Source organism: Pseudomonas sp. MAG002Y, assembly GCF_019400845.1.
Classification (GTDB): Bacteria; Pseudomonadota; Gammaproteobacteria; order Pseudomonadales; family Pseudomonadaceae; genus Chryseomonas; species Chryseomonas luteola.
The window spans coordinates 1-23,058 of sequence record NZ_WOEJ01000025.1 but is presented as its reverse complement, the minus strand read 5'-3'; the positions used below and the strand labels follow the sequence as shown (position 1 = coordinate 23,058).

43 protein-coding genes are annotated in these 23,058 nt (G+C 52.0%); 18 read left to right on the top strand and 25 right to left on the bottom strand.

The genetic code is table 11. The annotated features are described in order from the left end of the window. Positions 1-9 precede the first annotated feature (9 nt). From GM154_RS23895 to GM154_RS23885, 3 genes are read left to right on the top strand one after another with little or no spacing between them, the layout of a single operon-like run. On the top strand, positions 10-645 hold the full coding sequence (locus GM154_RS23895) for a hypothetical protein (RefSeq protein WP_219653651.1): 636 nt from the start codon (positions 10-12) through the stop codon (positions 643-645). 60 nt (positions 646-705) lie between these two features. Beyond that, positions 706-1,221, top strand: a complete 516-nt coding sequence (locus GM154_RS23890) for a glycoside hydrolase family 108 protein (RefSeq protein ID WP_219653650.1) — start codon at positions 706-708, stop codon at positions 1,219-1,221. Further along, positions 1,218-1,529 carry a hypothetical protein gene (locus tag GM154_RS23885; protein ID WP_219653649.1) on the top strand — a complete coding sequence of 104 codons (312 nt, stop codon included), beginning with the start codon at positions 1,218-1,220 and terminating at the stop codon, positions 1,527-1,529. Before GM154_RS23890 ends, GM154_RS23885 begins: the two co-directional genes overlap by 4 nt. Positions 1,530-1,748: 219 nt before the next feature. On the opposite strand, the gene GM154_RS23880 is transcribed toward GM154_RS23885, so the two are convergent. From GM154_RS23880 to GM154_RS23865, 4 genes are all read right to left on the bottom strand, one after another. Further along, positions 1,749-1,982: a hypothetical protein gene (locus GM154_RS23880; protein ID WP_219653648.1), complete on the bottom strand. Its 234-nt coding sequence runs from the start codon at positions 1,980-1,982 to the stop codon at positions 1,749-1,751. After that, positions 1,975-2,205: a helix-turn-helix domain-containing protein gene (locus GM154_RS23875; RefSeq protein WP_219653647.1), complete on the bottom strand. Its 231-nt coding sequence runs from the start codon at positions 2,203-2,205 to the stop codon at positions 1,975-1,977. The genes GM154_RS23880 and GM154_RS23875 overlap by 8 nt, the downstream gene beginning before the upstream one ends. Then, a complete protein-coding gene (locus GM154_RS23870; protein ID WP_219653645.1) occupies positions 2,202-2,498 on the bottom strand; it encodes a hypothetical protein in 297 nt (98 codons plus the stop codon). The genes GM154_RS23875 and GM154_RS23870 overlap by 4 nt, the downstream gene beginning before the upstream one ends. Positions 2,499-2,742: 244 nt before the next feature. Next, entirely contained in the window at positions 2,743-3,885 is a 1,143-nt protein-coding gene (locus tag GM154_RS23865) for a site-specific integrase (protein ID WP_219653643.1), read from the bottom strand. 215 nt (positions 3,886-4,100) lie between these two features. On the opposite strand from GM154_RS23865, the gene GM154_RS23860 reads away from it, so the two are divergent. Next, entirely contained in the window at positions 4,101-4,340 is a 240-nt protein-coding gene (locus GM154_RS23860; RefSeq protein ID WP_219653642.1) for a hypothetical protein, read from the top strand. Between the two features lie 26 nt (positions 4,341-4,366). On the opposite strand, the gene GM154_RS23855 is transcribed toward GM154_RS23860, so the two are convergent. The 6 genes from GM154_RS23855 to GM154_RS23830 all read right to left on the bottom strand — a co-directional run bounded on the left by GM154_RS23855 (position 4,367) and on the right by GM154_RS23830 (position 8,922). Beyond that, positions 4,367-4,855: a hypothetical protein gene (locus GM154_RS23855; RefSeq protein ID WP_219653634.1), complete on the bottom strand. Its 489-nt coding sequence runs from the start codon at positions 4,853-4,855 to the stop codon at positions 4,367-4,369. Positions 4,856-4,961: 106 nt separating this feature from the next. Continuing rightward, entirely contained in the window at positions 4,962-5,801 is an 840-nt protein-coding gene (locus tag GM154_RS23850; RefSeq protein ID WP_219653633.1) for a RepB family plasmid replication initiator protein, read from the bottom strand. A gap of 230 nt (positions 5,802-6,031) precedes the next feature. After that, positions 6,032-6,751 (bottom strand): GIY-YIG nuclease family protein, encoded by a 720-nt coding sequence (locus GM154_RS23845; RefSeq protein ID WP_219653632.1) that lies wholly within the window; start codon positions 6,749-6,751, stop codon positions 6,032-6,034. A gap of 3 nt (positions 6,752-6,754) precedes the next feature. Continuing rightward, complete coding sequence (locus GM154_RS23840) at positions 6,755-6,985, bottom strand: hypothetical protein (RefSeq protein ID WP_219653628.1); 231 nt, start codon at positions 6,983-6,985, stop codon at positions 6,755-6,757. 734 nt (positions 6,986-7,719) lie between these two features. After that, complete coding sequence (locus GM154_RS23835) at positions 7,720-8,292, bottom strand: hypothetical protein (RefSeq protein WP_219653626.1); 573 nt, start codon at positions 8,290-8,292, stop codon at positions 7,720-7,722. 78 nt (positions 8,293-8,370) lie between these two features. Beyond that, entirely contained in the window at positions 8,371-8,922 is a 552-nt protein-coding gene (locus tag GM154_RS23830; RefSeq protein ID WP_219653625.1) for a hypothetical protein, read from the bottom strand. A 228-nt stretch (positions 8,923-9,150) separates the two neighbouring features. On the opposite strand from GM154_RS23830, the gene GM154_RS23825 reads away from it, so the two are divergent. From GM154_RS23825 to GM154_RS23800, 6 genes are all read left to right on the top strand, one after another. Next, positions 9,151-9,405 carry a type II toxin-antitoxin system HicA family toxin gene (locus GM154_RS23825; protein WP_219653623.1) on the top strand — a complete coding sequence of 85 codons (255 nt, stop codon included), beginning with the start codon at positions 9,151-9,153 and terminating at the stop codon, positions 9,403-9,405. Beyond that, positions 9,402-9,728 carry a type II toxin-antitoxin system HicB family antitoxin gene (locus GM154_RS23820; protein ID WP_219653622.1) on the top strand — a complete coding sequence of 109 codons (327 nt, stop codon included), beginning with the start codon at positions 9,402-9,404 and terminating at the stop codon, positions 9,726-9,728. Before GM154_RS23825 ends, GM154_RS23820 begins: the two co-directional genes overlap by 4 nt. 49 nt (positions 9,729-9,777) lie before the next feature. Further along, a complete protein-coding gene (locus tag GM154_RS23815; RefSeq protein ID WP_258020018.1) occupies positions 9,778-10,035 on the top strand; it encodes a type II toxin-antitoxin system MqsA family antitoxin in 258 nt (85 codons plus the stop codon). 23 nt (positions 10,036-10,058) lie between these two features. Then, positions 10,059-10,562, top strand: coding sequence for a hypothetical protein (locus tag GM154_RS23810; RefSeq protein WP_219653618.1), 504 nt, complete (start codon positions 10,059-10,061; stop codon positions 10,560-10,562). Positions 10,563-10,878: 316 nt separating this feature from the next. Further along, entirely contained in the window at positions 10,879-11,619 is a 741-nt protein-coding gene (locus tag GM154_RS23805; RefSeq protein WP_219653617.1) for a hypothetical protein, read from the top strand. Beyond that, positions 11,620-12,147, top strand: a complete 528-nt coding sequence (locus GM154_RS23800; RefSeq protein WP_219653615.1) for a nuclease — start codon at positions 11,620-11,622, stop codon at positions 12,145-12,147. Between the two features lie 41 nt (positions 12,148-12,188). Here the strand turns inward: GM154_RS23800 and GM154_RS23795 are convergent, their stop codons facing one another. The 15 genes from GM154_RS23795 to GM154_RS23725 all read right to left on the bottom strand — a co-directional run bounded on the left by GM154_RS23795 (position 12,189) and on the right by GM154_RS23725 (position 18,850). Then, a complete protein-coding gene (locus GM154_RS23795; RefSeq protein WP_219653613.1) occupies positions 12,189-12,461 on the bottom strand; it encodes a hypothetical protein in 273 nt (90 codons plus the stop codon). A 76-nt stretch (positions 12,462-12,537) separates the two neighbouring features. Further along, a complete protein-coding gene (locus GM154_RS23790) occupies positions 12,538-13,047 on the bottom strand; it encodes a hypothetical protein (protein WP_219653611.1) in 510 nt (169 codons plus the stop codon). 130 nt (positions 13,048-13,177) lie between these two features. Further along, the gene (locus GM154_RS23785; protein WP_219653609.1) at positions 13,178-13,447 is read right to left on the bottom strand and encodes a hypothetical protein; all 270 of its coding nucleotides are present in this window, start codon (positions 13,445-13,447) and stop codon (positions 13,178-13,180) included. A 109-nt stretch (positions 13,448-13,556) separates the two neighbouring features. After that, a complete protein-coding gene (locus GM154_RS23780) occupies positions 13,557-13,724 on the bottom strand; it encodes a hypothetical protein (protein ID WP_219653608.1) in 168 nt (55 codons plus the stop codon). A gap of 228 nt (positions 13,725-13,952) precedes the next feature. Further along, positions 13,953-14,219 carry a type II toxin-antitoxin system HicB family antitoxin gene (locus tag GM154_RS23775; RefSeq protein ID WP_219653606.1) on the bottom strand — a complete coding sequence of 89 codons (267 nt, stop codon included), beginning with the start codon at positions 14,217-14,219 and terminating at the stop codon, positions 13,953-13,955. Continuing rightward, positions 14,200-14,871: an AAA family ATPase gene (locus GM154_RS23770; protein WP_074828850.1), complete on the bottom strand. Its 672-nt coding sequence runs from the start codon at positions 14,869-14,871 to the stop codon at positions 14,200-14,202. Before GM154_RS23770 ends, GM154_RS23775 begins: the two co-directional genes overlap by 20 nt. 314 nt (positions 14,872-15,185) lie before the next feature. Next, positions 15,186-15,434 (bottom strand): hypothetical protein, encoded by a 249-nt coding sequence (locus GM154_RS23765; RefSeq protein WP_219653602.1) that lies wholly within the window; start codon positions 15,432-15,434, stop codon positions 15,186-15,188. Next, positions 15,424-15,654: a hypothetical protein gene (locus GM154_RS23760; RefSeq protein WP_219653601.1), complete on the bottom strand. Its 231-nt coding sequence runs from the start codon at positions 15,652-15,654 to the stop codon at positions 15,424-15,426. Before GM154_RS23760 ends, GM154_RS23765 begins: the two co-directional genes overlap by 11 nt. After that, entirely contained in the window at positions 15,651-16,160 is a 510-nt protein-coding gene (locus tag GM154_RS23755) for a hypothetical protein (RefSeq protein WP_219653600.1), read from the bottom strand. Before GM154_RS23755 ends, GM154_RS23760 begins: the two co-directional genes overlap by 4 nt. Next, on the bottom strand, positions 16,157-16,516 hold the full coding sequence (locus tag GM154_RS23750) for an NAD(+)--rifampin ADP-ribosyltransferase (protein ID WP_219653599.1): 360 nt from the start codon (positions 16,514-16,516) through the stop codon (positions 16,157-16,159). Before GM154_RS23750 ends, GM154_RS23755 begins: the two co-directional genes overlap by 4 nt. Positions 16,517-16,524: 8 nt before the next feature. Further along, the gene (locus GM154_RS23745) at positions 16,525-16,752 is read right to left on the bottom strand and encodes a hypothetical protein (RefSeq protein ID WP_219653598.1); all 228 of its coding nucleotides are present in this window, start codon (positions 16,750-16,752) and stop codon (positions 16,525-16,527) included. Between the two features lie 27 nt (positions 16,753-16,779). Next, a complete protein-coding gene (locus GM154_RS23740; protein WP_219653597.1) occupies positions 16,780-17,052 on the bottom strand; it encodes a hypothetical protein in 273 nt (90 codons plus the stop codon). Further along, a complete protein-coding gene (locus tag GM154_RS23735) occupies positions 17,028-17,387 on the bottom strand; it encodes a hypothetical protein (protein WP_219653596.1) in 360 nt (119 codons plus the stop codon). Before GM154_RS23735 ends, GM154_RS23740 begins: the two co-directional genes overlap by 25 nt. A 4-nt stretch (positions 17,388-17,391) precedes the next feature. Beyond that, the gene (locus tag GM154_RS23730) at positions 17,392-17,538 is read right to left on the bottom strand and encodes a hypothetical protein (protein WP_219653594.1); all 147 of its coding nucleotides are present in this window, start codon (positions 17,536-17,538) and stop codon (positions 17,392-17,394) included. Between the two features lie 472 nt (positions 17,539-18,010). Beyond that, positions 18,011-18,850, bottom strand: a complete 840-nt coding sequence (locus tag GM154_RS23725; protein ID WP_219653592.1) for an XRE family transcriptional regulator — start codon at positions 18,848-18,850, stop codon at positions 18,011-18,013. Between GM154_RS23725 and GM154_RS23720 the strand changes: the two genes are divergently transcribed. The 8 genes from GM154_RS23720 to GM154_RS23685 all read left to right on the top strand — a co-directional run bounded on the left by GM154_RS23720 (position 18,850) and on the right by GM154_RS23685 (position 22,967). Beyond that, positions 18,850-19,176 carry a Cro/CI family transcriptional regulator gene (locus GM154_RS23720; protein ID WP_219653591.1) on the top strand — a complete coding sequence of 109 codons (327 nt, stop codon included), beginning with the start codon at positions 18,850-18,852 and terminating at the stop codon, positions 19,174-19,176. The two genes, GM154_RS23725 and GM154_RS23720, sit on opposite strands and share 1 nt — an antisense overlap. A gap of 214 nt (positions 19,177-19,390) precedes the next feature. Next, positions 19,391-20,146, top strand: coding sequence for a DnaT-like ssDNA-binding domain-containing protein (locus tag GM154_RS23715; RefSeq protein WP_219653589.1), 756 nt, complete (start codon positions 19,391-19,393; stop codon positions 20,144-20,146). A gap of 10 nt (positions 20,147-20,156) precedes the next feature. Beyond that, positions 20,157-20,873 (top strand): replication protein P, encoded by a 717-nt coding sequence (locus GM154_RS23710; RefSeq protein ID WP_219653588.1) that lies wholly within the window; start codon positions 20,157-20,159, stop codon positions 20,871-20,873. Beyond that, positions 20,870-21,061 (top strand): hypothetical protein, encoded by a 192-nt coding sequence (locus GM154_RS23705; protein WP_219653586.1) that lies wholly within the window; start codon positions 20,870-20,872, stop codon positions 21,059-21,061. Before GM154_RS23710 ends, GM154_RS23705 begins: the two co-directional genes overlap by 4 nt. Next, on the top strand, positions 21,054-21,587 hold the full coding sequence (locus tag GM154_RS23700; RefSeq protein WP_219653585.1) for a hypothetical protein: 534 nt from the start codon (positions 21,054-21,056) through the stop codon (positions 21,585-21,587). Before GM154_RS23705 ends, GM154_RS23700 begins: the two co-directional genes overlap by 8 nt. Before the next feature lie 2 nt (positions 21,588-21,589). Then, positions 21,590-22,327, top strand: coding sequence for a DNA translocase FtsK (locus GM154_RS23695; RefSeq protein ID WP_219653584.1), 738 nt, complete (start codon positions 21,590-21,592; stop codon positions 22,325-22,327). Next, complete coding sequence (locus GM154_RS23690; RefSeq protein WP_219653583.1) at positions 22,324-22,662, top strand: hypothetical protein; 339 nt, start codon at positions 22,324-22,326, stop codon at positions 22,660-22,662. The genes GM154_RS23695 and GM154_RS23690 overlap by 4 nt, the downstream gene beginning before the upstream one ends. Continuing rightward, on the top strand, positions 22,659-22,967 hold the full coding sequence (locus tag GM154_RS23685; protein ID WP_219653581.1) for a hypothetical protein: 309 nt from the start codon (positions 22,659-22,661) through the stop codon (positions 22,965-22,967). The genes GM154_RS23690 and GM154_RS23685 overlap by 4 nt, the downstream gene beginning before the upstream one ends. Positions 22,968-23,058 lie beyond the last annotated feature (91 nt).

Sequence of the window (23,058 nt, the reverse complement as noted above, 5' to 3'; positions counted from 1 at the left end):
GTATTTGTTATGTTGTTTGCAATCCTTGACCCATTCCAAGTGTTTACGATGGATGAAATCCGCCGTCGCCATCCTAACGTAAGTTTTCCGGTAAACCCCACCATTTATGACGTTCAACAGTTTGGTTATACCTACGTCTCAATTGATCCCTACCCAGCTATAGACTGGAAGCAGCGCTTTGAAAAAGGGGGCTACGTAATAGAGGGCAACAGCGTCCGGCAAACGTGGAACGTCATTGACCTTTCGCCTGAAGAGATACAACAGGCAATCAGTGATGCCCGACTCGGTGTGAAAGATCAGTTGCGCCTAGAGTACAGCCAGCTGCGAGACAACCTGGAAAACCGGTTCACCGGCTATGATCCGGCTACGTGGCCACTGATGCGTCATGAGGCCAGGGCGTGGCTAAGGGCACCCGATGACGCAAAGCCCGAAACTCCCTTCATCACTGCTATTCACGCGGCGCGCTTGGCCATGGGGGATAGCATCACGCTGGCGGAGCTGGTGAGCTTCATTATTAGTCAAGACGCGGAAATCACGCCCGTGATGGCTCACCTTACAGCTGTTCGCCAAATCACCGAAGCGCGCATTCTGCAAGAGAACACGCCCCAGGATATCTACGCCATAACGTGGACGTTCGATCAATGACCACTAAGGACCAGACCCCACCCGCGTATGCGGGTTTTTTTATGCCTGGAGAAACTGGCCATGAACTTTGAAATGGCGTTCGAGCGGGTAGTGGGTCATGAAGGGAATTTTCAGGACGACCCGAATGACCGCGGTAATTGGACCACGGGCATTATCGGGGAGGGCCAGCTCAAAGGAACGAAATTTGGCATCTCCGCGATGACGTACCCAAAGCTTGATATCAAGAACCTTACCCTCGCTCAGGCCAAGCGGATCTACAAGGAAGACTTCTGGGATCGCGCGCGGCTCGACCAGTACGACCCTGGCGTGGCGTACCAGATATTTGATGCGCAGGTAAATCACGGCCCCGGAAATGGCATCCGGTTTCTGCAGCGGGCGGTGAAGGTCGTTGACGATGGCGATGTAGGTCCTAAGACGTTGGCTGCTGTACGCGAAATTTCGGTGACTGACCTAGTCATGCAATTCAACTCCCAGCGACTCAGGTTTATCACCAAACTCCAAAAGTTTGAGCGATACGGTGCAGGCTGGGTGAACCGTGTCGCAGGCAATCTTGAATATGGAGCCCAGGACACGTGATAACTGAACTCATTGCGCAGTGTTGGCCGGTGCTGCTGGCGCTCATGACAGCCATCGGCGGGATTGTCTGGGGCCATCAGCGAGCAACCCGCAAAGCAAAGGCGGAAATCGCTGTGGCCAAGACCGAGGCTGCCGTATCAGACCAAAGAGCTGAGCAGGCAGAGCAGAAGGTTAAAGAGGTCGAGCTCATCAATGAGTGCATTCAGGCCAATCAAAAGAAGAGGGCGCAAACCAATGCGGACATTGTTGCAATGCCTTTGCGTGATAAGCGTAGTGAGCTGCAGCGCGACTGGACCCGTAAAGAGTAAGCAACCCGTGCCCAGGGATATGGGCTGCTCATGGGTCGAGCCTATCCGCCTATTGAGTCCTGAGATCTATGGGGTTTCAGTCGAGGCCATGGATGAGCTCAGGGAGAAAGGCGTTTCCCAAAAGTCCATCACATCCGTTGAGCGAGCGTCCCTCTCAGAGGGATCGCTTGACCAGGTACTGGCACATAACCGGACCTGGATGGAACACTGCCTTAAGGACTAGAGATAGTCCGACCTTTCAAGCACTGACTTCTCAGCCAGCTCTATCGCCGCTTCTTGGGTTTTTCGTACACCTACCACTTCCACTTTACCGGCCTCTGGATAATGCGCCTTTACGATGTAAGAGAGTCTAGGCCAAAACTCTTTATGAATGACGAGCCGTGTTCTCTTGTTTCTGTAGAGAACATAGGCGACATCCCTTTCTGAATCTGCCTCGAAAATAAAGTCAGTCATTGGCTTCCTCCGGTATGGCTAGGCATTCCAGCGCAAACTGTACTGGGTACGTCACAGTACGGTGGCGTTGGTCTGCCTCATCGTAAAGGTAGGCCTGCAGTTCAGTACGGCGGATCCCAATCTGATCTGCCGTCTGACGTATTGAAAGACCTGACCGCTCGATCAGCGATCGCAAATAGGCAGGATCGCCGTTGTGCTGGCTGGCGTCAGGTCGCTTGTTCATTTTCTGGATATATCCACGTACAGGGGCGTTTCGGGATCGAAGGTCACGAATCCTACCGCTGTGCCTTTACGGATGCCACTTTGAAGTCCATCGTCTCCAAAGACCGAGATCACAAGCCAGCCATCTTCCGTCCACACATCACGATGCGAGTACTCGCCATAGTAATAAGTCTGATGATGCGCAGCGGTAATCTTGCGCATACCGGAGAGACAAGGCCGCACACGGCCAATGTCGAAACCGTTGTGGCGAGTAATGCGATATTCAATACGGGGAGCTTTGACGACTACGGTCATGGTGATCATCCTGAGTGGGCCGCGCCGAATTGGCTGGCATGACCTCAATATCGATGATCCTGACCATCTTCTGAACTCAATCGAGACAGCCGTACATTTTAGCTGCCCGAACGTAACACCCATTTTCCACCTTTTTGCCCTGCATTAGGCCATGGCTGCCGCGTAAAGCTTAGGTTTTATGGGGTTTATAGCCCGATGCACTGGATATAGTATCCAGTGCATTCGCTTTTCTACGTCATCCTGACTATTCCCTGTAGGCTCCACCCTGTATGGCTTTGAGCCGTCTCGCCGGCTCTTTTTCTCGATGCACTGGATTTATGCCGTAGTCAGAACGTAAGTCCTCCTCAAACTCCTCTTCACCCAACAGATCGAGTACTTCGACTGCCTTTCTCACTCTCGCCGGCGCAAGGTGCGCATAACGTTCAGTCATGATGATCGTCGAGTGGCCAAGCAGATCTCGGACTTCCGCAAGCGGTACACCCTCACTCACCAGGTGAGCGGCAAAGGTATGGCGAAGGTCATGAATATGCAGATCCTGAATACCGGCCGCTTTGCATGCACTCTCAAATCCGGTCCGGACTGTTTTAACGCGCTCGCCTGTGTCACGCACAAACACATGCGGCGCATCCGGGCAATGCTCGGCTCGGTGGGCCAGCCTGGACCGTAGTATGGTGAGCGCCTTCTGGTTAATCGGGATCGATCGACGTTTGCCTGACTTGCTATGTTCACTGTCCAGGTGAATGAGCATGTTGGCCAGGTCAACGCGGGACCACTCCAGTCCAAGCAGTTCCTCTTTCCGCATTCCTGTATTAACAGCCAACCGAATGAAGTCATCGAGCAGCTCACCATGCCGCTGTTCTCGAGCAGCTCGACACAGCGCCTCGACTTCTGATCGGCGCAGCCACCGCACTCGACCCTCCGGCTCCTTGGTACGCCGGCCGCTGATTGGGTTGGGCAGGTCCCATTCATATTCCTTGTTGCAGTGGTTGATCGCTGCAGACAGGGCAGAGAGCTCGCGGTTGATCGAGCTGTTGGATATGCCGTCTGCCATACGCTTGTCGATGTAGTGGCGTACGTCCGCTGCAGTGAGCTTGTTGATGACCTGTCCAGCGAAGTGCCGGCGCAGGATCTCGATCCGGATCACCGTTGTGTCATAGCTGCGCTGCACCTGGCGCGCATGCAGCAAGTACTTGGTGACCACCTGCTCAAATGTTTTGGGAGGCTTGATGCCCAACTGGCGGTCACGCCAGGCCTGCGCACGCTCCGTCTGCTCGAGCACCTTGGCTTCCGCCAGTTTGGTCGTCTTGGATGATCGCTGGATGTACTCACCCGACGAGTCCATGTAGGAGATCCAGTAGAACTTCGAGTCTTTGCGGCGATACGGCATGGCGGCAATCCGTGGCGGGGGCTGGTCTAGGGGATATTAGCAGCGCGAATACAGGAGGAAAGGGGAATGAGGACGGGAGGAGAAAAGAAGGCAGGGGATTGTGACGTACGTAATAACTCAATCCAGTGCATCGAAGGCATGAGTCCTACTCGCAGGTACTTGTGATCCGTTTTGCTCTCAGCCTCAATAGAGGTCCATATCAAGGAGAGACCGTTATGCCAAAGCACTTTCCTCCCGGCTACTGTCCTGACGGATGTTCCGGAGGCAACTCAAATAGACAGATGGATATAGGCGAAAGCCTGCTGGCGCAATTCCCGGAATCAGTCCGGACGGAGATCTCAACCCGCGGTGGCGGCAAGCGTTGCACTTACTGTGGGCTGGTCTACCTGACGGCATCCAAAAGCCGGCTCGGCTTCTATGAGAACGGTGTGACGGGTACTCGCTGGTTCGGTTAGGAGAGGCTATCGACTAAGGATTCCGACTATGGGTGAGTGATGCACAGTATTCGCTCACCCTTGAGCACGCGGCCGATCTGCACCAGGTCGTATCGCTGTCCATCATCCAGCCTGATGAACTGGAAACCATCGACCGATCCATACAGTGTGGTGCCCCGATGGTGAAACTCCAGCCGACCTTGAGGATTACGCCTAACTACGCCGTGGTCTGCGCTGAGGTTGTAGAAATCGAATGTGCTCTGCTCGACCATACCGGCCAAGCGTCCTTGGGCATCCCGGATTTCGTAGATACCGCCATTCATCCAGCCTGGAGAGTAGGTGTCGTAGGCTTCGGCGGCCCAGAGCTTAGCGGAGGAGATCACCTCCATCATGTCCTTCCACTGCTCCCGGTCAATCCGGTCAGTATTCAGAAGCCGGTCCGCGACCTGAGTCATGTAGGACGTGTGGGAGGCAGGATGACGTACCAGCGCGTGCTGATCCTTGGCCAGTCGGTACCACTCTGCTGTTGATTCCATGCTGTAATGCATCCCTAATACTGAGGATGCATACAGTAGTCGGAAAGAAAGATGCTGACTAGGACCTTTGGGAAAAACGGCTATCTACTAAAGATTCCGACTGTACTTAGAGAGAGGCGAAAGCCTTCTTTAGTCGAGCCTCTGCTTGCTCCCAAGTTTCTCCAGGCAAAGCCTTACGGGCTATGAGATCACGAGTAAGGGCTTTCTTATTAGGTTTAACTACAGGATCAGGTGCCTCAAGGGGCTCAAGTAATTTATCTGAGTAATGAAAGGTAAGATGGGAAACGCTACGACCTGATTTAACTAGCTCATAGCTAACGAATAAAGGGGAGTGTGTGTTGATCTGGGCCACGCAGACATCCAGCACCGACCTCCTAAAATTGGACATCAATGTATATCTTTCATCGAGTCCCATTAACGACTTGAGCGTGTTGATCTCAAACGTATGCATATCACCACTATTACGCCATTTGACTAGAAGCTCATAGAGTCTAATAGCGTTAGGACTCGTCATCCGTGAGACATCGTCCAAATGATATTGAGTAAATTCTGTTTGCAGTTGAGAAAGATATGGGACAACGTCGTGATTGAATCGAAGAGCGACCTTTCCTTCTCGAGGTAGGTATCCAGCCGTCTGTACCCATCGAGGCTTCAACTTTGTTGGTTTTCCATCGATGTCTCTATAGATGGTTACACGGCTTTCACTTTCAAGCTTAGTAGCAGCTAACGCCATCTCTTCGTAGGCAGCGTTTAGTTTAATGTTGAAGCGCTTGGCATAATCGGAGGCGTGAACTGTATACATGACTTGATCCGTCAGCTCGCTGTCGCGTCGGATCTGGGCTATGCAAAACAGAAGCAGTCTTTTCTCTCCAAGACTCAACTGATAAGCAGCTTCAACCAAGTGGTTCGATTGAACAACCATGTCCTTCTTGTTTTTCTTGACCACTTAAAACCCCTTCCAGACGAACCCGGTTTAGCTACACATATTACCCGGTTTGACTACACATATTACCCGGTTTGACTACACATCAAACACGGGATCTCTACACATATGGGCGCTGAAAGCCGCGCCATTACTGGGCTGTAGCGGCTCTTAAAAAGGAAAAAGAAAAGAAAAATAAAAAATCATTCTTTTTTCTCAAGCAAAATCCAAGAGCTAACAGCAACACGGGATCTCTACACATATGAGAAAGATGTCTGAAATTGTTCACCAGGGAGTACCACTAAACCAGCAAACGTGGAGAGCGGAACTGATGAGTTAAGGGTGAGGCTATATTGAAGATCAGGAGGACGTGGAACGCTTAGCGATCCAAAAACTTTGAACCAGCCGTACTCGTGACCTGTTTCATACTCAACGCAGTGCCGAAACAACAAATAGCTATACCTTTCTGCTTCTTCACCAGTTAGGAGTAATTTGTCGCCTGCGAGCTCTAGGGTGCATACGCGAAGTGCGTCTTTCAGAAGAAGCCGGACTTCGTATTGCCAGTGCATATAAAGTCCCGGTCGAATTCGCCATTCAGCAGGTTTTGCTTTTTTGGGCTTAGGCCGTCCGACCTGCGTCACTGTCACTACGATCGGCAGGACACCGTCGACAAGCTCGATTACTACATCCATTACTGATGCATCGAACCATTCAGTACAACCCTCGAATGGCTCGTCCCAATAGAACTGGTAGCGCTTAAAGGCTCGGTGCAAGCGTCGTTCTAAAGCTAAGGCCTCTGACTCAGAAGAGCAGACTTTATAGAAGCTTCTTGTAAGATCGAAGCTTCCTCCAAGTTGCCTCCAGCGTCTAGGTAAGTCGATAGTCTTGCCGATCTTGATGCTGTTGTTTGTATCGTGGCGCAGAAAATAGACATAGGCTGAAGGAGACGATTCACCAGATTGCAAGCCATGCATGAATCACCTCTCTTGGCCGATCTGACGAAGGACCATACTGCGCCTCACCAAACTCTCCCCAATGATCTCGACAGCCCACATGAGGTTAACTCTATGGTCTTGGGTAATTACACCATAACCTTCTTCAGCGATATCGCTCTGCGCAACTAGCTGAGCGATGGTCTGCAAGGCATTGCCTGCATGTAGGATTAAATCGGCGTTTTGGTCAATCTGATCAGAATGTGGCTGGATCATAGGTGGAGCTCCTAGAGGTGGAACCATCACCGCTCACGGCCAAGTAAGACTGGTGACGGCTGTACGCAGGTTGGCCGACCGGGTCTCTAGGCACCCGGCACACCCGAAGGTGTCCCGCGCACAGCCGCCATAACACGAAATTGCAGACACAAAAAAAGCGCCTGCATTCGAGTGGTGGCGCTTATGCGCCTAGAGGTTGTCGACCGGCCAAGGTCGATCGCTGATTTTGCAGCGACGGGCGAACAATACAATTTGCTGAAAGAGACTACAAGGACGAACCCGGTTTCTCTACACATTAACCCGGTTTCTCACCACATATGAGCTTGGCCAACCGCAAAAATGTCAGGATAGGACAGTAAATTTGTAGACAGGAAAAGCCGATCCGATGGCTGTCTAGGCCGCATGGATCCTACGCTGGAGCAGGCAACAGTAAATTTGTAGACAGTTGACCGGAAAGTTGTCAGGAAAGAACCCGGTTTCCCTACACATATAAGCCCAGCTAGGCCTAGCCAACCGCAGAAATGTCAGGATAGAACAGTAAATTTGTAGACAGTTGGAGCTGCTCGGGCAGCCGGCCAGGCCTCATGGATGCTGAGCTGGCGCGGGCAACAGTAAATTTGTAGACAGCAAAACCGGAAGGTTGTCAGGATAGCGACCCGGTTTGTCACCATATATGGACAGGACGTAAAGCGTCTGAGCCAGATATGTTAAGCAAACCTCTCCACGTGTCAGGCTCAGCCGGATAAAGGTTTCTTTCCATGCAGCTTTTCATAAGCTGCATCCATTGCTGTTGATGCGTACTTGTCCAGCTCTTCCGCACGCTCTCGAATGTAGTCGATATTATTCCTGTAAAACGCAGGGGATCCTGACCGTTCTATTGCTGGTATCGACTGGAGCCAGTGATCAAAATCTACCAGCTCAGCAAGCAGTGACCTGACTGGCCCCGCTACCGAGGGTGGCAGCTCGTTCAAAACAGGGATAACAGCTAAAACACGAGGAATATGCTTGGTGAATTCACCATCATGCGGATCCAGCTGAATGCCAGGGTCCTCAGGGTTATAGTCCGGTGCATGGAGCTCTATAAAGGCATCGAGCGAGCGACTCAAATCCATTATCGGTGGGTAGATAATAAGAACCGCGTTCTTGGCCCGCTCTTCCTTATCGTCTGCCAGCGCGCGACGTTGGTTTTTATTTATGGTTGCCGGCACCGCAATGGCAACGACGATGGCCAATACAGACCCTATCGCCTGGACCCAAGCCGCCTGCTCAGACGGATTAAGCTTTGCTACCCACTCCATGAATGTCATTGCGTGCTCCATGATGATTTACGTCTAATGCATGAGATGCATTGTTCATGCATTTAATATACATCTATCTAGTATCTTCTATGCGCCGAACGCCTCAATTACTTTTGTATTGGTCTTGCGTATAGTCTCTAGGACTTTTAGTACCTGGTGGCGTAAATGTACTAGCTGTTTCCTTTCCATCCCGAACATTTCACCAGGTTCTGATCTGGGTTCAGTTTTCATAGAGTGCTCAAGATCAATCAGATCAACAATAAGCTCTCTTACGGAATGTGCCACGCTACTAGGCAGCTCATTGAGCGTGGCTGCAGAATTCATTACTCGAACAGCATGTCTTTGGAAATTCCCGTTATCTGGATCATTACCGAACAGAACCTTACCGGCGGGATTGGCTGGGTCATACCTTTCACAAAATGAAGTCATTGAGCGGCTTAGATCCATCAACATGGGAAAGAGAACTATCAGTGTATTTTTTGCACGCTCCGCCCGCTCTTTCTCCAAAGCTTTTCGCTGCTTTGCACTGGTAACAGCAGGTATCGCAACGGCGACACAGATAGCTCCAATCGATCCTATTGCCTGAATCCAAGCGGCTAGCTCGGATGAGTTCTTGGGCAGCCAATCCGTAAGAGTCATAATCTTTCCTTAGTTATCTGATGTATGTAGTACATCACCTATGCATCAATCATACATCTATTATGTATTAAGATTACATCAGGTGTATTAATCGTTATTCAGATGGGCCTGTAAATCCGAGGACAGGTGAAGCGGACGAGAGGTCAGAATTTGCCCCTATTATGGTGTCATATTTGGTGGCATCCCTAAAAGTGGTGGCATATAATGCCACCTAGATAAGGGATCAATATGAACACGAAACACCGTCAGACACTACAGGAAATCTTTAAAAAACCAGTGCCGAAGAACTTGGCCTGGGGACGGATAGAGGCTCTGTTTGTGGCCCTTGGAGCCAAGGTGTTTGAAGGTGATGGAAGCCGGGTGGCCTTTGAGCTGAAGGGTGTGACTGCTGATTTTCATCGGCCTCATCCAGGCAAAGAAGCCAAACCTTATGTAGTGCGTAACGCACGCGCCTTCCTTGAATCAGTAGGGGTAGAACCATGAAACCAATGACATATAACGGCTATACCGCGCGGATTGAATATAGTGACGAAGATGAGTGCTTTGTAGGCCATATCGCTGGAATCAGTGACATCGTAGGCTTTCACGGTGATTCCGTTGCTGAGATACGCGCGGCCTTTACCGAAGCAGTTGATCACTACTTGGCCAGCTGCAAAGAGTTTGGAAAAGAGCCTCAGAAGCCTTATTCAGGCAAGCTTACGCTACGTATTGATCCTGAATTGCATGCCAAGGCGGCTATCAAAGCTCAGCTCAAAGGCGTCAGCATTAATCAGTTCGTGGCTGATCAGCTACGTGAGGCCGTGTGAGTCGTTGCCTATCGCATGCCGTATTGTCAGGTGATTCATGAGATGCCCAATGTGTGGCCAGGCCGAACTGGTGCATGACACTCGAGACACGCCCTATTCCTACAAGGGCCACTCGACAATTATCAAAGACATCAAAGGTGAATACTGCGATGCCTGCAATGATTGCATCCTGGACAATGAGGACGGCATCAGACTCAGTAAAACCATGGTCGCTTTCAAGAAGCAGATCGATGCCGCTGGAGCAGCTGTTCAAGCTCCTGGACAAACATCCGGAACTACCCAACAAAACGTAAGAATTAAGGATTAGGCATCTGCCAAGGACAGGTAGTAATGCAGTCAGAAGTAATGGAGCTGTATAGGTACTATGGGATGTGGGGCGAATTGCTATACGTAGGCGTTGCTAAAGACACTGCGGAGCGTTTTGCACATCATCTAAGGTTTACCTATTGGTGGCCAGATATCGTCCAAAAGCAGATTGATCAATACCCGTCGAAGTCCGCTGTATTTGAAGCTGAAAAGCAAGTAATCCAAGCAGAAAGGCCTATCTGGAACATCGCACACAGCCTAGAAAAGTGGAGCACAAAACCTACCTTGGATGATCCTTGGTTTTGTCGAGCCCGCAGGCGCAAGGACATACGCCGCAGCGTTTACTGGGAAGAGCTGGGCTTATCACTACGCGCGTTCAAGGATGGCTGGGGCGCTTATCTATCCACTGTAGGCATCGTGTTCTGCTCTTATGATAAGGAGCTAGTACAAGGTTGGATTCAAGAAGAGCAACGGGTTGCCAATGTCTTGCGCTACGCCCGATATAACATGAAGTGCTATCCCAGATAAGTATTATGGCATCTGATATCTAAGGCTATACTGCCTATGCAGTACATGTTGCCGGGCAAAGGTATTACATGTGCTGTACCCCCGGCGCGTTCTCACCCTCCGCGCCGGGGTTATATCTATCAAATATCTATTTGATGCATGCTATGCATTTATCATGCATCAATGATATATCGATTAAGTATTGATTCGGCCTCGAAGCATTCATGCTTGCCTACCCGCAACGAGCTTCAGCCATGCAGAATTCATTACGCAGGCGTCCAAAAGCATAGATATTGCTCATTGGCCCGTCCTCGAGAGCAAGACTAGACTCTCGGCTATGAAGAAGCCCCACACCTACACTTTCAGAATCATTGGCTCATCGCCTAACAGACTCCCGCTCGATCGGCTGGCGCTGTATCTGGCTGAGCTGGCCAAGCTGATGGGTGAGAATGAGCACATCCATTTTGATCGAGTGGTCAAGGGAAGCGCTGCCCTGAGAGTCTGGGCTGAGCCTGAAGTGGCACCTGCAGTCTCCAAGCGCATTAGCCTAGCTATTGCCAAAAGCACCAAGGCTCCGAAAGAAGCGATATACGCTCTCGATCACATCAACAAACTACTGATCCATGATGGCAAGAAAGCTGAGTTAAAGAGTCCTGACGACACTGTGCTCTACCCATTCCATGGCGGGAAAAAGATCAAGGCGATCAAAGACATTATTGTTGATGATGAGTCCACCGTCACCGGGAGGGTTATCAAGATCGGCGGCAAGGATGACACGATTCCCATGCTGCTTATCGATTCAGATGGCGTTGAGTATCACTGCACCATCAGAGGTGAGGAACTCGCCAGAGATATAGGCTTGCACTACCTTGGCGATCCTATCGCGGTCTCCGGCAAAGCCAAGTGGAGGCGCTCCTTTGATGGTAAGTGGACGCTGGATCAGCTACTGGTGAAGTCCTGGACGACACTTTCTAATGACTGGGATGACGCCTTTGCGAAAATGACCCAGTTAGCAACTGGCTGGCGTGAGGTTCCTGATATTGAGGAGCACTGTGCAGAGATTCGGAAGGGACACTAATTGGTCATTTGGGACACCAATATCCTCGCAGTGTATTTCGGCCAGCGGCTCTCACCGGATGATCAGCTTCGTATGCAGGGCCTTGTCGACGAACTCAAGCGTAAACGCGAGCCTATCGGGATACCTGCTCAGGTGTGGGCCGAGTTCCTGGACGAAGCCTCCGAGCAGGAGCTTGAACATAGCCAGGCTGTTCTCAGGACATCCGCTTTTAAGTTTCTGCCCTATGACCAGCGGGCAGCTTTCGAAACAGTGCAGGTATCGCGTTCAGGCCGAAGCGAGCGCAAGAAACAAATCACCCAGAAAAGGGCTCGGCAGGCTGTCAAGGTTGACTGGCAGATCATTGCTATTGCCAAGGTCAACAATGCTCGACTGCTGCTCACTAATGATGTGGACATGAAGGATGAGGCCAGGAAGCTAGGCCTTAATGCTCTACACATCAAGGACCTGGAAATACCACCCGCCTTACGGCAACACTCACTGCAATACGATGCGGACCAGGACGAGGTTTACTGGTTTCCAGACACCTAAGGCATGCATTAGACATACATCTTTCATATATCGATCATGTATTAGTCAGATGTATAAAACCCATCTAGCCTGAGCTGCTCGCCACCTTCCTCCTTAAACAAAGCAAAGTGCTCCATGCAGTAGTGCCGGTCATGGCCTACCTCGTTGGCATGGTGATCACACAGTGCCTTATCGCAGGTCTTGCTCCGCTTGCCGACTACGTAATCACAGAGGTTTGTGCTGACGCTGCCACACTCAGCGCAATGCTCACCGAGCTTCCCGCAGATATGGCCTACCGGCTTCCGGTCCTGGTCATACAGTATGTAACAAGGCATAAGGGCTCCGATGTTTGTCTTAAAAAACACAAACACAGAACTGATGTTTGTGTATCACATACAAACATAGAGCAGATCAGCTAAACGCAAATGGAAACTCCCATTCACAAGCGGCACGCAGCCGCTCCAGAAGTGCAGGCTCATCCTTTCGTCTGCAATGCACAGCGATGTCCAGGTAATAGTTCTGACCGTTGTGGATGTAGTAGATAAGCCACTCACCCGTTAAGGCATTCCTACTCCTGCGGCTCTCGTATCCATCCCGTACAACAGCATGCGAAAGCTTACCGGCGATCTCCCAACACTCAGCTTCAGATAGATCATCCAACGAACTCTTGCCAAGAGCGTTGCAGGCCTTTTTGATTTCATTCCTGAGGGTTTTGTTCTCTTTAGCATCACGGCTAAACCACTGGACATCTAGGTTCTTGTTGATAAAGGCTGTATCAGTCCAGTGCTTGTGCCAGAACCTACCAAGGTGAGAGCCTGTAAATGGAGACGCTGGCTTAGTGTTCGTTTGCCTTGACAGAGTAGCTCCCTCGAGACGCGCAATCTCATCAATTACACGAGAAGCATTAAAGCCTTGATACATGGAAGCTCTATAAAGCTTTAACGCTAATGCTTCGCTTAGGTATGGCCAGAATGACTCGTTACTGCAGACACGCCTCTTTACCAGAACTGCTTCGTACCGATGGGCGTATGGCATGATTACATCCTTTCATCTAGTGGCGGCCCTGCTGCTTGAAGCTTTGACCCCAGGCCATAATCTCCTCGCGGATATTACTCATCACCTGTAGATCCTTCTCTGTGATCTCTTCACCTGGATCAAGCACATTCATAATGGTACTGAACAGCAGAGTACATCCAGCATAAAACGCGTTCTGGACCTCGGACACCTGAGCAGCTGAGGCATCGGGATGGATGCATGCCTTACGGAAAGTCTCCCATCCAGCAAGGATCACCTGCTTATTTTTAGAATTATGTTCTGACATGCGTTCCCCCTGTTTAGTGCATGTTTGATGCATGATGAATGTATAAAATGAACCTACCATGCATGCATCATGCATTACATATACATCAACTATGTGTTATGGGTACATCCTAACTTTTAGCAGTGCATGCCGCATCGACTTCTATAGCAAGCACTGCAGCGATCCTGGCCGCAAGATCCTGAGCCGCTGAACTGTCAGTACGATAGGCATACAGCTCAACATACACTCTGGCCGCACCAAGCAACCGGGTCATCTCCGCTATCGTCTCCTGGCTCATGCTCGACCTCTTGCCAAATGAGCCAGTAGTACAAGCCTGAACCTGGGCGAAAGGCTGGCCAGATAGTTGGTCAGTGCCCAGTACGGCATATCAGAAACTTTTTTTATGGACGTGCTAAGTACTACGGTATGATCCGCATGTGACATATAAAAACCTCTCGCAGGGTCTTTGTGTGTTACAGGCCAGCGCGGTCTTCGACCACCGCGCTGGCCAGCTTCTTTGATTCGCTCAGTCGGCCTTCGCCAGACGCTCTACTTCATCCCGCAGCACCTGCTGTACCCACGTAGTCCGGGTCATACCCCTACGCTCTGCGTACCTGTCGATCTGCTCGAGCAGCTCCATTGGATAGAGCATGGTAACCGGCTGCTTCTTCTTGGCCGGCTTCCTGGTCATGGCGTCTGGGGCAGCCTCAACAAATGCTTCGGCAGCTGCCTCGCTTGGGGCTGGCTTGTTACGCATGCTCGGCGGTAGGTTGTTAGGCAGCTGTTTGGCCATCTTCATCTCCATAAATCAAATTCATAAGGGCTTTCAGCTCGGCGCTCGCCTTCGGGTCAGGCTTCTCCAGCTCATCCACGCAAAGGCCGAGTCCGAACGCATCAGCAAATGCATCGCGCTTCACAATGACCAGGTCGTCCTGGGGGAAAAGTGGGAAATGCTGTACGACTCGCTGAGCACTCAGGTTTCGAGCGTTTGAGAAACCGGGCTTTGCGTTGTTGAGGATGCAGTGAACGCGCAACTCCTCATCACGGACACTCAAAGCCTCCTCGAGCAGCGCATGCATTTCCTCAAGCGCCCAGGTCTCGACTGCAGCAACCGAGTTGGGGATCAGCAGAACATCAGCAAGCAAGAGCGCTGCACGAATGCTCGAGGAGTCCTGGCCACCTGAGTCGATGACGATGTCATCAAACATGTCGCGCTGGAGCTTGACCTGAGTCCGCAGTTCCTTCCCGTCTGGGTAATGGCCTACGATGATTCCCGGCTCGACGCCTGAATCATTACGCAGGGTTAAAGCTTTGATAGAGGAGGGGCGTCGGTCTGCATCGATCAGCCAGACTTTGCGCCCTTGCCGCGCTCGACTCACCGCAAGGTTGAGGGCAAGCGTGGACTTTCCAATCCCACCTTTGACGTGGGCTACTTGCACAATCATGGACGCCTCCCGTGGCATCTGGTTGATGTGTGGGAAGCATACTAGCATCATGATAGATGTATGGTCGATGTATATTTAATGCATTTCTAGTGCATAGCTTACACTGAGCCTGCACTTAAAATGCATCTGATCTCCTAGTACTGCCCGGTATATACCAGGTAGTACATATAGATGAGTCCAGCCGCAATGAACCAGGCGACGACTTCCATCAGGGTGATTGGATGCTTCGGCTTCTTGGTCATTACCATCGAGTTCTGACGTATGTACTGCAGTTGGAGCCCCGCTGATGCTTTAAGTGCTAAGCCTGATCAGGCTCAGCTGGAAAGGCCTTGCTCCTCTGGTAGCAAATCCCCATTGCTCTCGAAATCATCCCTTAGCGTCTCCAGAGTTTCGTCCGCGGCCATGCTGATAACTTCCCGAAAGCTAGTGAACGGCTTGCCTGTTTTTGGATTGATCTCTGGCGCAGCCATCGAATGTTTACATGCTGCCTGAGCCCAGAGAGGCATCACGCGAAAGGATCTGTCCAGGCGATCGATCAGGGCGGTGCGTTCTTCAGAAGTCATTGCCTTGTACCTCTTTCACTGCATCGGTGATGCGCTTCATGAGTCGCTTGCGTGCTCGTGTTTTTTCGGTCTCGGTCAGCACCTCGGCAAGATACAGTCGGGTGATGGCCTGATTTAGATCCTGCAGCCTTTGCACTTGGTCGAGCTTTAGCCCGTATGGCTTGAGCTGTTCAACCAGACTTGGCGCCAGCACTCCCATTTTCACTGACAGGTCAGTCAACTCAACTCCTCTCGATATAGGTTCAGATTCAACTTGAGCCTCATCTTGGCCTGTATGATCTCGGCAACCGTGGCCTGTCTGACAGAGACAAGTCCGCCATTGGGGTGCCGACGCATGACCCAGCCGCAATGACTCACACGAGGATCCAGATTGATTACGTGGACATCATCGTCACAGAGGATCATTTTCAGGTCAGACGGTAAGGCTAACGGGTCCCTGTCCGGTGCTGGCGCCATTGGCTCATCAGGTTTGGAGGCTAGTCTGTAGATGTTGCCTTGGGCCTCGAGCCATTCCTGGACATCGCCACCACTCCACATCTTGCGGAGCACTGTTGGAAACTGCAGCTGTACTGGCTGGAGCTGGCGCTGCTGCCAGATCTCCATTGACGGCGCCGTCGCGCCGCAGCCATCACATTCGGGACCTCTTTCACCATGGCCGTTGAGCCATCCAGTTGGATCCACCTCTCCACCACAAAAAGGGCAGGGCAGCGCTGAAGCATCGTTCATCCTAATTTCTCCGTAATGATCAGCCGTATCTGGCCAATCTCATTAGGTGAAAGCTTGCGTACCCGATCGATTCGAGCCCGTTCGACGGCGTAGGACATACCCTCGGCTTCGTAGTCAGGATCAGGTTCAAGTTCAGTCAGGGGAGTGACTACATAGACGTGGCCACCGCGCTTATCTGGATAGAGGCCTGCGTAAAGGCAGGCAGCTTCAAAGCTGGTCGTGATGTAGACGCGGTCCCGCCTGCAGACCTCAGCTGCACCGCATTCAGCAGCGGAGCGAGCACCTGTGATGGAAGGAGGCAATATGAATTGGCCTACGATCATGCCGGGACGGCCGCCGTGGTAGTAGGTAGGCATGCCGGCTCCTATACCCATAGCTCAACAAAGCAGGGATCGTTGCCTGGACTCAGTGTTATGCGGTTCATACCTGCGGGCAGCTGCTGGCGTACCTGCTCAAGGTTTTCGCCGACGAGCACAATGCCGCTAGCCTTGGGTACTGGACTCAGATCGCAGATCCACTGCTTTGCAACATACTGGCCCGGATAGAGATTGGGTGAGTTATAGACTGCGTACATCAAGCTTGAGTCTTTCATAGTGATTCCTTGATATGAATCTTCATGTCAGGTCTTGGGCAGCCGCTCGTTGCGAAGCAGAGCTTGTTGAAAGCCATCATTAACGTTCGTGTCTTCAATCCACTCCAGCTCCCAGTTTCCGGCGCCGTAATGCTGGTCATACAGCTCATGCTTCCAGGTGGAGCCAATGCCTAGGTCATGCTTAGCCCAGTACACAGTGCTGCTGACGTGCTCGGCCAGAACATGGCCATCCTCTGCCAAGGCCATTGCCCAAAGGTTTCCGGCGCTCCCGCCATTTATGAATCCGTAGATCTTTGCCATGAAGGGCTCCTTGCTGGATGCAGAACGGAGCGATGGCCAGCAGGTATATCCCGGCCTGTCCTGAGCGTGCGGTAGGCCTTGATTGCATCTGCGGCGCGCTCAAAGCTGTAGCAGTAATCAAAGCCAAAGAGATCAATGCCGATATAGATGGCCATGCTGTACAGACGGGGACCTACAGCCACGATAGTGCCGTCCTCAAGCCGGCGCACATTCATGAGGCTGCCTGCGGAGCGGCGGCAGATTTCCGCAACGATTGGATCGTCTGGCGCCTGGCCAGACATTAAGGTTGAGGCGTCACTGCTGGTGCAGGACAGATATGGGCTTCCACTGGCCATGTCGTCATCCATTTTGGTTGAGCGTTTGATTGGTAGGCTCATGAGTGAGGCGATCGGCGAGTGCCATCGACGCCAGGATGATCAGGTAGAAGAACACTGCTGCCATGCATTGACGGACAAGAAGCCAGCGGCGTCTTTTGACCCTGCTCATGGGCGTTCCTGCAAGCCTGCCAAGGGCGCTAGTTCCTTGAGCAGATAGCCTGCTAATGTTCTGGCCCTGATCTGGTCGTGTTTGAGCAAGGGCAAAGTAAGCTTTCCCCTAACTCGCATCTTGGAAACAGTGAGCTTTCGAGAAGGACTTAACTGAGCTGCGATCTCAAGATCAATCGTTAACCTGGATACGACCTGATCTTGCGAGGGTGCTCCTAGAGCCAGTAGGACGGGTAAACCGTTTAGAAGGCGACTAAGGCTGTCATCCAGCCAGGCCTTGCCTGCGTCGGTCTGCAAAAACTCTCTCATCTGCTGCACTCATGAATGCCTGAGGGAGTTTGTAGTGAGAAAGCAAGCTTTTGTCTAGCGAGAAAGTATCAAGTGATACAACTGTTTGAACATAAAAAAACCCGCCAGAAGGCGGGTTTTACCCCCTGAGCGTGTGCAATAAATTGCGCATTAGGGGTACTGGATCACACTTCACCTACGCCAAGGATCAGCACAATGCGGCCCTTGATTTCGAGGCGATATTGCTCATTTTCTATAACGTCAAAATAGTGATACAGCCTGTTATCACTAATTACTCTTATATTATTATCGGGCAACAATTGAAGCCTTTTAATATATATCTTTTGATTGAAAACAAATAAATACAGCCCATCTCTTTCAACTGACGTAATACCACGATCAATCAAAAGTGCATCACCTGACGTAAATGTTGGTGTCATTGACTCGTCGAATGCACTAACGATAGCCAGATTGTCAATTGATGTATAAAAAGAGCATTTCTTTTTAAGCCACTCTGGAGTGACTATTACACCTTCAAACGATACAGGGTCACTGTCTAGCCAGCGGCTCTTGGTATCGACACAGTTCGACAAATCGAATTTTTGTATGTGTATGAGGATTTTTTCTTCTGATCTTTTTTGTTTCTTTCCGGCTTGATCTCCACCTTCAAACCGAATAATTGGGACTGTAGGATCATTCATCAGACCCTTACCCATTAGTAGCCAATCTGTAGTTGTTTTGAACTCTTTTGCGATGGCTATTAAGTTTTCATTTCTAATATTTCCAATATCGCCTGAGAACCAATTTCGTACTGCCGGGAGACTTACACCGGCTGCGTCAGCCAGTACCCTCGTATGCCTTTCGGGCGGTACGCCTCGATGTTCTAAAAGAAGACGAAGACGTTTTGTGATTTCCATAGCCGAGAACAATACAAGCTCGCTGGAAGTCGTAGCTTGCTCGGCAGGGGAAACTCTGCTTTCCTTCCTAGGCTGATTAGGTTTACGTTCACCAGGGGAGGGGGACATTGAAGCGCTCCGAAGCAGTACGTTATTTCAAATCTGTGAAGGGGGTAGCGCTGGCGCTGAACATATCCGTTCCGGCCGTGAGGCAGTGGCAAGAGGACCGGATCCCGATTCTGCGCCAGCTCGCCTTACATCGGCTGAGTGGTGGAGCGCTCCAGATTGACCCTGACCTAAACCTTGAAACTTTGCAGACACCTGAGCCAACAGCTGGCCAGGTCAGCGAATTCGACAAGGTGGCTGCGGATCTTGTGGAAGCGTTCATGAAGTATCACCAAGTCATGAGCAAAAAACAGATAGCCCCACGAGAACCTGATGACACGGCCGCATAAAGGGAAGGGGATGCTAGCGGATTGCTATTAATAGTGGCAGGTCGTCCGACCAGACGCCTGTTGCGCAGGCTGAGAAGTGTGTGGAACGTCACTTATAAAAACTAGCAGCGGCCTACCAGTTGGGCGCTGCCCCAGATGTGTTGAGGGTTGAACTGAAATGGCTTGGATAAAAATGCGAATGGACCTGAAGGACCATCCGAAAGTTGTCCGCATTATGTCCGCAACGGATTCCGACAAGTTCAGGGTGATTGGGGGACTACATGAGGTGTGGTCTACGTTCGACCGCCATTCCGATGACGGCGTACTACCAGGCTATACCCCCAAGATGATGGACTATGTTGTCGGGTACGAGGGCATTGCCCAGGCCATGATTGATGTTGGCTGGCTGATGCATGATGAGGCTCTAGGCCTTGTCATGCCTGAGTTTCACGAACATAACGGCAAGTCAGCAAAGCGCCGAGCAGAGGACAGCAAGCGCAAGCGTCTTGTCCGCCAGTCCGTAGTGCGTCCCGAAGATGTCCGCAAAGTGTCCGCAAACGATGCGGACAAATCGCGGACTGCATGCGGACTAGAGAAAGAGAAAGAGAAAGAAAAGAGCTCTTCGAGCGCGCCCGCAGGCGTGCGCGTGCAAGCGCGTGCGCCCGATAGTCCTAGTGCTGTAGTTCGTCAAGTCGAAAGCGAGCAGCCGGGCGATGTCATCAGCATGTATTCGGAGTGGAAGCCGGATCAGGAACTGCTCAAGCACTATGCGACCGCCATGCATGTAGAGCTGCAGCGGTTCACCCCAGTGATGCTTATGAAATTTGTGGTCTGCCATACAAACCAGAGCGTGCCGCAGACCAGGGCTGCCTGGGTAGAAGAGTTTGTTCGGTGGGTACTGGACAGCAAGGAACGCGAGGAGGACGCCCTTGGCTGTAAACCTCCTTCCAGGCCTCGAGAGGATCTTGCTGCAGTAGCAGCGGCACATTGAGGGCTGAGACGTGGCTGCACAGTCTGAGGATCGCTACCCCGCACCGCTGGTTATTCATGGCCAGGTCGAGAGAGTGCCCAGAAGTCAGTCCGCTCCGACATCAGGTGATCTGTTTACTCCTGTAGTTGAGATCGATGCGGGTACCGCCAATGTTATCCGCCAGCTTTTCCGCCAGCTCAGAGCTATCTGTCCGTACTATCGGCTCAGCTGGAAGGATCAGGAAACCTTTGACACTTGTCGTCGAGAGTGGGCAGCCGCGTTGATCAAGGAAGGCATCACAAGCTGCGAGCAGCTCCGCTTTGGGCTGGACAACCTGAGAGCCAAGGGAAACGGGTACATACCCAGCGTGGCCACGTTTCTGGCGCTGTGCCAGCCAAGCCCTGAGCAAATGGGTTTGCCCAGTGTCGAGCAGGCTTTCAAGCAGGCCATCCAATGCTCACATCCGCTTAGCGATATGGACTGGACCCATAAGGCTATCTACCACGCAGCCGTACAGGTTGGCTTTGATGCCCTCCAGAACGGAAGTCCTCCTATCACGCTTGAGGCCTTCAAACGGCACTACCGCGAAGCCTGCAAGCTTCTGCTTCACGACAAACCCCTTTTGGATATGCCTGATAGTCGAAGACCAAAGCGGCTGAGCGGACCCAGGGGGCCTGTCAACACAGAGTTGGCCAAGGCCGAGATCAAAAAAATCCGCAGTGCGCTTGGCAGGAGGTCATCCTCATGACCGAACCTGTAGAGCGCGAAGCGCTGATGGAGCTGCTTTACCGCACCTTCGAAGACGGGTGTCGGCTGGGTATAGGGCTGACCCCGGACGACCTGAACACCCAGGGCTTCATCCATGCTCGAAACGTAACGATTCAGAGGCGGTTGGTTGAGGCTGGTCTCAGCAGTAGGGAGGTCGGCTTTGACTGACCATAAGCGCAAGAGCAAGAAGCTTGGCAATCGGATTTATACCCAAGCCAAGGTCATGATCGATGAGGCGACTGGCCGGCGCCAGCTGGCGCTAGTTCCACGCTTTGCCAGTGACCTCAACCTCCTAAGACAGCGTGGCTTTGCACCTGGTGATGAGATCAGGGCAGACATCAGCAAGCCTCGCAACCTAGCGCAATGGCGCAAGGCGCATCTGCTGGCCTGGCTCGTGCGCCAGCATATCGATGGCTTTGTCCTGCTGACCGATCACGAAGCCCTCAAGCGCCTGCAGCTCGAGAGTGGTACTTGCTGCGAGACCGAAATCTTCAACATTCCCAACGTAGGCCAGCTGCAGCGCGTCGTCCCCCAGAGCTTGGCCTTCGACGAGATGGATGAGGTCGCCTTCAACCAGTTTTACAGAAGCCTGTGCGAGTACATCGCGCAACGCTATTGGCCAGGCATGACGGCTGAGCAGATTGCTCAACAGGCTGAGCTTATGCCCTCACATCCCCCCTCACATCAGGACTAGAGATGAAAGCCGAACACAAAAAAATCATCGATCGCGCACACGACATGGGCCTTCATCCATCTGAGCTCGCCAGCGAACTCTTGCAGCACGACCTGATCAAGGTCTGCCTCAAGCAGTTCCATGACCTCCCGGACGTTTGGCCGCGGTTGAGCGAGTCGCAGCAGAACCAGGCTATTGCGAACCTGGAAGAGGCAGTAGAGCAAGGTGTAACCATGGCCGTGCGGATCATTGCCGGAAAAGGTGCGCTAGCAGTGCCTATCAAGCTGGCTGAAATCAAGGTCAAGAAAAACATTCGGATCATTGCAGATGTTGAGGGTGATACCCCACATCGCCACGCCGTTACTGACGCTGCTGACAAGCTATGCCTGCTGGTGCTGGCGCCCCATAACTACGACGAAGGTGTTGATTTCATCAAGGGTGATGCTGACCAGCTGGAGATCCCTATGGAGCCTGCTGCAGAAGCGGAGGTCTTTCCAGCGGCAAAAGATCCCTCCGATGAGGACCCGCTTCTCGAGTTAGCCAAACAGTACGTCATCGAATCAGGGCGTGCGTCGGTCAGTGCTGTCCAGCGCCAGTTTGGAATCGGCTACAACCGCGGAGCCGCAATCCTGGACCGTCTGGAAGCGCTGGGCGTCGTGACTCCACAAAGCGAGACAGGCCGGCGTCAGGTCATTCATGGGGCTTACGCTCCGGACACCAAGACCGAGGCTGCTTCAGCAGAGGAGGCCGCAGTGTCATGAGCGAGGAATCCAAAGGTAATGTAATCCGACTTCCGCTTGATCTGCCCATTCGGTACCGGGGCGGGCGGGTAGAGCAGGTCCTCAACCGGGTAATGCCTTCTCACAAGAGTTGTAAGCATGAGCGCTTTGTCATCGATGAGCGGCTTGCCTACATCAGGTGCGCGGACTGCTCAGAGAAAATCGATCCCATGTTTGCGCTGCTGCAGCTGTGTCGCAAGCAAGGCGAATTCATGCGCCAGCATGATCGCTATCAGGTAGAAATCGAGCGATTGAACGAGCGCACCAGAACCAAGTGCACTCACTGCGGGCAGATGACCAGGATCTCCGAGTCATGAGCCAGTTCAAACCCGGCGATGCGGCCTGGATCGCGTTCGATGTCCTTTCTGAAAACATCGGCAAGAGTGTCGAGTGTGTTATGAGGGTTGAGCCTGAAGACATGTATCCCTTTGATGGGGACATGTTCTTTAACACGACTTCGCACCCTGCCTGGATCGTAACCGGAGACGTGGTCTCGCTGCTTCTTACGGGTGAATACGTCAGGAATGGCCGCACCATGCTGCCTGAGCCCTGGCTGCGACCGCTTGGTGGCGATTTTAGCCATGAGATTCAGGAGCGCATCGAGGAGCTGGCGCATGAGTAAGCCACCTCTGCTTACGTTCTATTTTGTCCAGGAGGGTGTAGTTCCAGACACGCTCAAGCAGCGAAAGGACTGGCGTGGAGTCGTTCTTACC

Bases quoted from the DNA above. Each gene is read 5' to 3' on its own strand.
- GM154_RS23790 (WP_219653611.1), bottom strand. From the start codon at position 13,047: ATGTATCAAGGCTTTAATGCTTCTCGTGTAATTGATGAGATTGCGCGT.
- GM154_RS23795 (WP_219653613.1), bottom strand. From the start codon at position 12,461: ATGCCTTGTTACATACTGTATGACCAGGACCGGAAGCCGGTAGGCCAT.
- GM154_RS23750 (WP_219653599.1), bottom strand. From the start codon at position 16,516: ATGCCTACCTACTACCACGGCGGCCGTCCCGGCATGATCGTAGGCCAA.
- GM154_RS23830 (WP_219653625.1), bottom strand. From the start codon at position 8,922: ATGACTCTTACGGATTGGCTGCCCAAGAACTCATCCGAGCTAGCCGCT.
- GM154_RS23745 (WP_219653598.1), bottom strand. From the start codon at position 16,752: ATGAAAGACTCAAGCTTGATGTACGCAGTCTATAACTCACCCAATCTC.
- GM154_RS23785 (WP_219653609.1), bottom strand. From the start codon at position 13,447: ATGTCAGAACATAATTCTAAAAATAAGCAGGTGATCCTTGCTGGATGG.
- GM154_RS23805 (WP_219653617.1), top strand. From the start codon at position 10,879: ATGAAGAAGCCCCACACCTACACTTTCAGAATCATTGGCTCATCGCCT.
- GM154_RS23820 (WP_219653622.1), top strand. From the start codon at position 9,402: ATGAAACCAATGACATATAACGGCTATACCGCGCGGATTGAATATAGT.
- GM154_RS23775 (WP_219653606.1), bottom strand. From the start codon at position 14,219: ATGGCCAAACAGCTGCCTAACAACCTACCGCCGAGCATGCGTAACAAG.
- GM154_RS23845 (WP_219653632.1), bottom strand. From the start codon at position 6,751: ATGCATGGCTTGCAATCTGGTGAATCGTCTCCTTCAGCCTATGTCTAT.
- GM154_RS23825 (WP_219653623.1), top strand. From the start codon at position 9,151: ATGAACACGAAACACCGTCAGACACTACAGGAAATCTTTAAAAAACCA.
- GM154_RS23685 (WP_219653581.1), top strand. From the start codon at position 22,659: ATGAGCCAGTTCAAACCCGGCGATGCGGCCTGGATCGCGTTCGATGTC.
- GM154_RS23755 (WP_219653600.1), bottom strand. From the start codon at position 16,160: ATGAACGATGCTTCAGCGCTGCCCTGCCCTTTTTGTGGTGGAGAGGTG.
- GM154_RS23895 (WP_219653651.1), top strand. From the start codon at position 10: ATGTTGTTTGCAATCCTTGACCCATTCCAAGTGTTTACGATGGATGAA.
- GM154_RS23835 (WP_219653626.1), bottom strand. From the start codon at position 8,292: ATGACATTCATGGAGTGGGTAGCAAAGCTTAATCCGTCTGAGCAGGCG.
- GM154_RS23715 (WP_219653589.1), top strand. From the start codon at position 19,391: ATGTCCGCAACGGATTCCGACAAGTTCAGGGTGATTGGGGGACTACAT.
- GM154_RS23765 (WP_219653602.1), bottom strand. From the start codon at position 15,434: ATGACTTCTGAAGAACGCACCGCCCTGATCGATCGCCTGGACAGATCC.
- GM154_RS23860 (WP_219653642.1), top strand. From the start codon at position 4,101: ATGCCAAAGCACTTTCCTCCCGGCTACTGTCCTGACGGATGTTCCGGA.
- GM154_RS23695 (WP_219653584.1), top strand. From the start codon at position 21,590: ATGAAAGCCGAACACAAAAAAATCATCGATCGCGCACACGACATGGGC.
- GM154_RS23705 (WP_219653586.1), top strand. From the start codon at position 20,870: ATGACCGAACCTGTAGAGCGCGAAGCGCTGATGGAGCTGCTTTACCGC.
- GM154_RS23730 (WP_219653594.1), bottom strand. From the start codon at position 17,538: ATGAGCAGGGTCAAAAGACGCCGCTGGCTTCTTGTCCGTCAATGCATG.
- GM154_RS23780 (WP_219653608.1), bottom strand. From the start codon at position 13,724: ATGAGCCAGGAGACGATAGCGGAGATGACCCGGTTGCTTGGTGCGGCC.
- GM154_RS23770 (WP_074828850.1), bottom strand. From the start codon at position 14,871: ATGATTGTGCAAGTAGCCCACGTCAAAGGTGGGATTGGAAAGTCCACG.
- GM154_RS23865 (WP_219653643.1), bottom strand. From the start codon at position 3,885: ATGCCGTATCGCCGCAAAGACTCGAAGTTCTACTGGATCTCCTACATG.
- GM154_RS23810 (WP_219653618.1), top strand. From the start codon at position 10,059: ATGCAGTCAGAAGTAATGGAGCTGTATAGGTACTATGGGATGTGGGGC.
- GM154_RS23725 (WP_219653592.1), bottom strand. From the start codon at position 18,850: ATGTCCCCCTCCCCTGGTGAACGTAAACCTAATCAGCCTAGGAAGGAA.
- GM154_RS23870 (WP_219653645.1), bottom strand. From the start codon at position 2,498: ATGACCGTAGTCGTCAAAGCTCCCCGTATTGAATATCGCATTACTCGC.
- GM154_RS23875 (WP_219653647.1), bottom strand. From the start codon at position 2,205: ATGAACAAGCGACCTGACGCCAGCCAGCACAACGGCGATCCTGCCTAT.
- GM154_RS23890 (WP_219653650.1), top strand. From the start codon at position 706: ATGAACTTTGAAATGGCGTTCGAGCGGGTAGTGGGTCATGAAGGGAAT.
- GM154_RS23740 (WP_219653597.1), bottom strand. From the start codon at position 17,052: ATGGCAAAGATCTACGGATTCATAAATGGCGGGAGCGCCGGAAACCTT.
- GM154_RS23840 (WP_219653628.1), bottom strand. From the start codon at position 6,985: ATGATCCAGCCACATTCTGATCAGATTGACCAAAACGCCGATTTAATC.
- GM154_RS23735 (WP_219653596.1), bottom strand. From the start codon at position 17,387: ATGGCCAGTGGAAGCCCATATCTGTCCTGCACCAGCAGTGACGCCTCA.
- GM154_RS23855 (WP_219653634.1), bottom strand. From the start codon at position 4,855: ATGGAATCAACAGCAGAGTGGTACCGACTGGCCAAGGATCAGCACGCG.
- GM154_RS23880 (WP_219653648.1), bottom strand. From the start codon at position 1,982: ATGACTGACTTTATTTTCGAGGCAGATTCAGAAAGGGATGTCGCCTAT.
- GM154_RS23815 (WP_258020018.1), top strand. From the start codon at position 9,778: ATGTGTGGCCAGGCCGAACTGGTGCATGACACTCGAGACACGCCCTAT.
- GM154_RS23690 (WP_219653583.1), top strand. From the start codon at position 22,324: ATGAGCGAGGAATCCAAAGGTAATGTAATCCGACTTCCGCTTGATCTG.